The organism is uncultured Rhodoblastus sp. (assembly GCF_903903185.1).
Lineage (GTDB): Bacteria > Pseudomonadota > Alphaproteobacteria > Rhizobiales > Beijerinckiaceae > Rhodoblastus.
The window spans coordinates 1-5,153 of record NZ_CAIUXT010000162.1 but is presented as its reverse complement, the minus strand read 5'-3'; the positions used below and the strand labels follow the sequence as shown (position 1 = coordinate 5,153).

Annotated in this window: 3 protein-coding genes and 1 pseudogene; 1 reads left to right on the top strand and 3 read right to left on the bottom strand. The window is 61.8% G+C overall.

The window, feature by feature from the left end; genetic code table 11:
• Positions 1-667 (top strand): methyltransferase domain-containing protein (locus QZY01_RS15475; RefSeq protein ID WP_294538698.1); only part of this gene is annotated, 667 nt, incomplete at its 5' end.
• 376 nt (positions 668-1,043) lie between these two features.
• Here QZY01_RS15475 and lpdA read toward each other — a convergent pair.
• The 3 genes and pseudogenes from lpdA to aceE form a co-directional block, all read right to left on the bottom strand.
• Complete coding sequence (gene lpdA / locus QZY01_RS15470; RefSeq protein WP_294538696.1) at positions 1,044-2,747, bottom strand: dihydrolipoyl dehydrogenase; 1,704 nt, start codon at positions 2,745-2,747, stop codon at positions 1,044-1,046.
• An 18-nt stretch (positions 2,748-2,765) separates the two neighbouring features.
• A complete protein-coding gene (gene aceF / locus QZY01_RS15465; RefSeq protein WP_294538694.1) occupies positions 2,766-4,079 on the bottom strand; it encodes a dihydrolipoyllysine-residue acetyltransferase in 1,314 nt (437 codons plus the stop codon).
• A gap of 65 nt (positions 4,080-4,144) precedes the next feature.
• Positions 4,145-5,153: pseudogene (aceE, locus tag QZY01_RS15460) on the bottom strand (pyruvate dehydrogenase (acetyl-transferring), homodimeric type); the annotation flags it as partial.

The following is a 5,153-nucleotide window of genomic DNA, read 5'->3' as shown; positions in this document are numbered from 1 at the left end:
GCAAATATTCGTTGATGATTTGAATGCAGGAAAGTCCCCAGATCAGCCAAGTACGTATCAATTTATATTCGCATCAAATGTTTTCGAGCATGTATCGGATCCGGTGACGGTTCTCAAGGCGCTTTCTGAGCGCCTTGATCATGAAGGCGTCATCTATATTGACGTACCTCACCCGTCCCAGGCCAGTTTAGGCGAGGGATTGTTGTGGCAAGGGCGGCATGGTGGAGAGCTGTATGAAATGCATGAGCATATTCTACATTTTTCCAAGCAAAGTCTTGCCATACTTGCGAGAACCGCGGGTCTTGAAGTCTTTTTCGAGCATAGCTCCCGTGGGGCACACAGGAATCTGACAATCCTTGCCGGACATCCCGAATCGTCTATCGTCCAGCGTTTGATCGTGCAGAAGGCGGCGCGCGAGCTTGATTTCGAAATCAAAATGATGAGAGCAGAGGTCAGAGGCGCTTTCGCGCATACCGAAACAATTTTAAAGCATTTTGCCGAGCTGCGGCCGCAAGTCGCCGAGCTGCGAACCCAAGCTGTCGATCTGCGAACTCAAGTCGCCGAGCTGCGAAACCAAGTTGGCGCCATGCAGAGGCGTTCAGAGAGGAAAAAATTTGACATTGGGAGGGTATTTCAAAAGGTAAAGAATAAACTCGGGCGACATTAAGAAACATCCATTATTCGGTTCCGATTTGCAGAATAAATGGGTACGTCGAATAAACGGGCGCTATGCTGCGATGGAAATTTTCGCCAGGGTCGGCAATTTACGACAAGCCGCCGTTGCGGGTGGAGCCTTTGGTCTTCCGCTATCCGCCGTTTTGCGTCGTTCGCTCGGGTGAGCCTAGCTTTAGGCATCGACAACCGGCAACCCGTCATGCGAGCGCGCCCCTTCTCCCCTTGCGGGAGAAGGTGGATCGGCGCGAAGCGCCGAGACGGATGAGGGGTTTCCGCAGCGCAACTTTTTGTTTCTTATAAGTTAACCCCTCATCCGGCCTTCGGCCACCTTCTCCCGCAAGGGGAGAAGGGAGTCTCCGGCGCCCCGCCTATTTCTTCTTCGGCGCGATCAAATCCGTGATCGTTCCCTCGAATAGTTCCGCCGCCAGCCCAAAAGTTTCGGACAAGGTCGGATGGGGGTGGATGGTCAGGGCTATGTCCTGCGCGTCGGCGCCCATTTCGATGGCGAGCGCCGCTTCGGCGATCAGGTCGCCGGCGCCGGGGCCGACCATGCCGCAGCCGATCAGCCGTTTGGTTTCGGCGTCGAAGATCGATTTGGTCACGCCCTCGTCGCGGCCAAGCGCCAGCGCGCGCCCGGAGGCCGCCCAGGGAAAGCTCGCCTTGCCATATTTGACGCCCTTGGCCTTGGCTTCGTTTTCGGTCAGGCCGACCCAGGCGACTTCCGGGTCGGTATAGGCGACCGAGGGGATCACCTTGGCGTCGAAGGCCGCCTTGTGGCCGCTGGCGACTTCCGCCGCGACATGACCCTCATGCACCGCCTTGTGGGCGAGCATGGGCTGGCCGACAATATCGCCGATGGCGAAAATATGCGCCACATTGGTGCGCAACTGCTTGTCCACGGCAATGAAGCCGCGCTCGTCCACCTTCACGCCCGCCGCTTCGGCATGGATCAGCTTGCCATTGGGCTTTCGACCGACCGCGACCAGCAGCTTGTCGAAGAGGTCTTCGGTCTTCGCGCCGTCGGCGGCCTCGAAAGTGACGCGCAGGCCAGCGTCCTCGGCCTTGACCGCGACGACCTTGGTTTTGAGCAGGATGCGTTCGTAGCGTTTCTCGATACGCTTGGCCAAGGGCGCGACAATGTCCTTGTCGGCGCCGGGGATGATCTGGTCCAGGAGTTCGACCACGGTCACTTTCGTGCCGAGCGAATGATAGACCGTGGCCATTTCGAGCCCGATGATGCCGCCGCCGAGCACCAGCAGGCGTTTGGGCACATCGGCCAGTTCGAGCGCGCCGGTCGAATCGATGACGCGCTTGTCGGCATGCGGGATGAAGGGCAGCGTAACCGGTTCGGAGCCCGCAGCTATGATCGCCTTGTCGAAGGAGATCGTCTGTCTGGCGCCATCCGCGGCCGTCACTTCGATGGTGTTGGGCGAAGCGAAGGCGCCGAGGCCGGTGACGACCGTGACCTTGCGCTGTTTCGCCATGCCGGCGAGGCCGCCGGTCAGGCGCTTGACGACGCTGTCCTTCCAGTCGCGGATCTTGCCGATGTCGATTTCCGGCTTGCCGAAGCTGATGCCGTGGCTGGAAAAATCCGCCGCCTCGTCGATCACCTTGGCGGCGTGCAGCAAAGCCTTGGACGGGATGCAGCCGACATTGAGGCAGACGCCGCCAAGCACCGGCCAGCGCTCGATGACCACCACTTTCTTGCCGAGATCGGCGGCGCGGAAGGCGGCGGAATAGCCGCCCGGGCCCGCGCCGAGCACCAGCACTTCGGCATGGAGCGCGCCGGCGGGGGCAGGAGCCGGAGCGGCGACGGGCGCGGCGGAGGGTTTTGCATCGCCGCCTTCGAGCGTGAGGATCAACGTTCCCTCGCCGACCTTGTCACCAACTTTCAGCTTCACTTCGGCGACCACGCCGCCGAGCGGCGACGGCACTTCCATCGTCGCCTTGTCGGATTCGAGCGCGATCAACGGGTCTTCCGCCTTGATCACATCGCCCGGTTTCACGAAGACTTCGATCACCGGCACGTTCTTGAAGTCGCCGATATCGGGGACCTTGATTTCCTGAGCCATTTCTCTTCCCCCGATTTTTTAAAGCGCCAGCCGGCGGACATCTTCCAGCAGCACGGCGAGCGCCCGCGCAAACCGCGCCGCCGCCGCGCCGTCAATGACGCGATGGTCATAGGACAGCGAAAGCGGCAGCATCAGGCGCGGTAGGAACTCGCTTCCATTCCACACCGGGGCCATTTTCGAGCGCACCACGCCGAGAATCGCGACTTCCGGCGCGTTGACGATCGGCGAGAAGCCGGTGCCGCCAATGCCGCCGAGCGAGGAAATGGTGAAGGTCGCGCCCGACATTTCCGCCGGGCCGAGCTTGCCGTCGCGCGCCTTGGCCGACAACGCCGCCAGATCACTGGAGATTTCGAGCACGCCCTTGCGGTCGGCATCCTTGATCACCGGCACCACCAACCCATCCGGCGTGTCGCAGGCGAAGCCGATATGGTAATATTTCTTGACGATGAGCCCGTCCTTCGCCGGATTGAGCGACGAATTGAAATCCGGGAATGTCCGCAGAATCGCCACGCTGGCCTTGATCAGGAAGGGCAGGAGCGAAACCCGATAGGGGGTCTTGGCGGCCTTGCCGGCGTCGTCGAGTTCCTTGCGGAAGGCTTCGAGATCGGTGATGTCGGCCTCGTCCTGCTGGGTGACGGCGGGAATATTGAGCCAGGCGCGGTGCAGGAAGGGGCCTGACAGCCTTTTGATCCGCGACAGGGGCTTTTCCTCGATCGGCCCGAATTTGGAGAAATCCACCGCCGGGATTTCCGGAATCCCGGAGCCGCCGGAGACCGCCGCCGCCGGCGCCGCCTTGCCGCCGGCCAGAACGGCCTTGACGTCGTCCTTGGTGATGCGGCCCTTTTCGCCGGTTCCAGCAACCTTGGTCAGGTCGAGGTCGAGTTCGCGCGCCAGACGGCGCACGGCGGGCGAGGCGAAGACATTGCCGAAATCGGGGAGCGCGCCATCAGGGCCGAGCACAGGCGGGGGACCGGCGATTTTTTGCGCGGCGGCCTCAGCTGCCGGCGGCTCCGGCGGGTTCGTCGCCGGCGCGACTTCGGCGGCCAGGAACGCCGGCGTCGGCGAAACCACGACCGAGGCCGCCGCACCGGCGCCTTCGGCTTCCAGCGTCAGGATCAGCGCGCCCTCCTTGACCCTGTCGCCGACCTTCAGCTTGATTTCGAGCACCTTGCCGGCCTGCGGCGACGGCACTTCCATCGACGCCTTGTCGGATTCGAGCACGATCAACGGGTCTTCGGCCTTGACGACATCGCCGGGCTTCACATTGATTTCGATCACGGGAACGTCTTTGAAATCACCAATATCCGGCACTTTCACTTCAATTGCAGACATGGGACAAACCTCGAGATGGGCGCGCGCAAAGGCGCGGAAGGGAGAAGAAAGCGAAGGGCGGACGATCAGGATTTGGTCGGATCGGGCTTTTCCGGATTGAGGTTGTAAAGCTCGATGGCCTCGGCGACCTTCTTGACCGGCAGCAATTGCGATTCGGCCAAAGCTTTGAGCGCCGTCACCGCGACGAAATGCCGGTCCACCTCGAAGAAGCTGCGCAGCTTGCGCCGATAGTCGGAACGCCCGAACCCATCCGTGCCGAGCACCTTGTAGCGTCCGGGCACGAAGGCGCGGATCTGTTCGGCGAAAGCGCGGATGTAGTCGGTCGAGGCCACGGTCGGCGCGTCGCCGGCCGCCTCCAGCACCTGCGTGACGTAAGCGACGCGCGGCTCTTCGAGCGGATGCAACAGGTTCCAGCGCTCGACCGAATCCGCCTCGCGCTTGAGTTCGTTGAAACTCGGGACCGAGAAAATATCGGCGTGAATGCCGAAATCGCGCTCCAGCAACTCGGCGCCGGCGATCACCTCGCGCAAAATCGCGCCGCTGCCGAGCAATTTGACGCGCTTGCCCTTCGGCGTCCCGTCCGGCGCGCTCTTGAGCCGGTAAATGCCCTTGATGATGCCTTCCTCGGCGCCTTCGGGCAGGGCGGGATGTTCATAATTCTCGTTGAGCAGGGTGATGTAGTAATAGACGTCCTCGCCCTTCGCGCCATACATGCGCTCCAGCCCGTGCTGCACGATCACCGCCACTTCATAGGCGAAGCTCGGGTCGTAGCTGACGCAGTTCGGAATCGTCGCAGAGAGGATATGGCTGTGCCCGTCCTCGTGTTGCAATCCCTCGCCATTGAGCGTGGTGCGCCCGGATGTTCCTCCGAGCAGAAAGCCCCTCGCGCGCATGTCGCCCGCCGCCCAGGCGAGATCGTGCACGCGCTGGAAGCCGAACATCGAATAATAGATGTAGAACGGGATCATCGGCGTGTTGGAATTGGAATAGGAGGTCGCCGCCGCGATCCACGACGCCATGGCGCCGGCCTCGTTGATGCCTTCCTGCAGCATCTGGCCGGAGCGGTCTTCCTTG

Coding starts and splice junctions, on each gene's coding strand:
- lpdA (WP_294538696.1), bottom strand. CDS start 2,747: ATGGCTCAGGAAATCAAGGTCCCCGATATCGGCGACTTCAAGAACGTG.
- aceF (WP_294538694.1), bottom strand. CDS start 4,079: ATGTCTGCAATTGAAGTGAAAGTGCCGGATATTGGTGATTTCAAAGAC.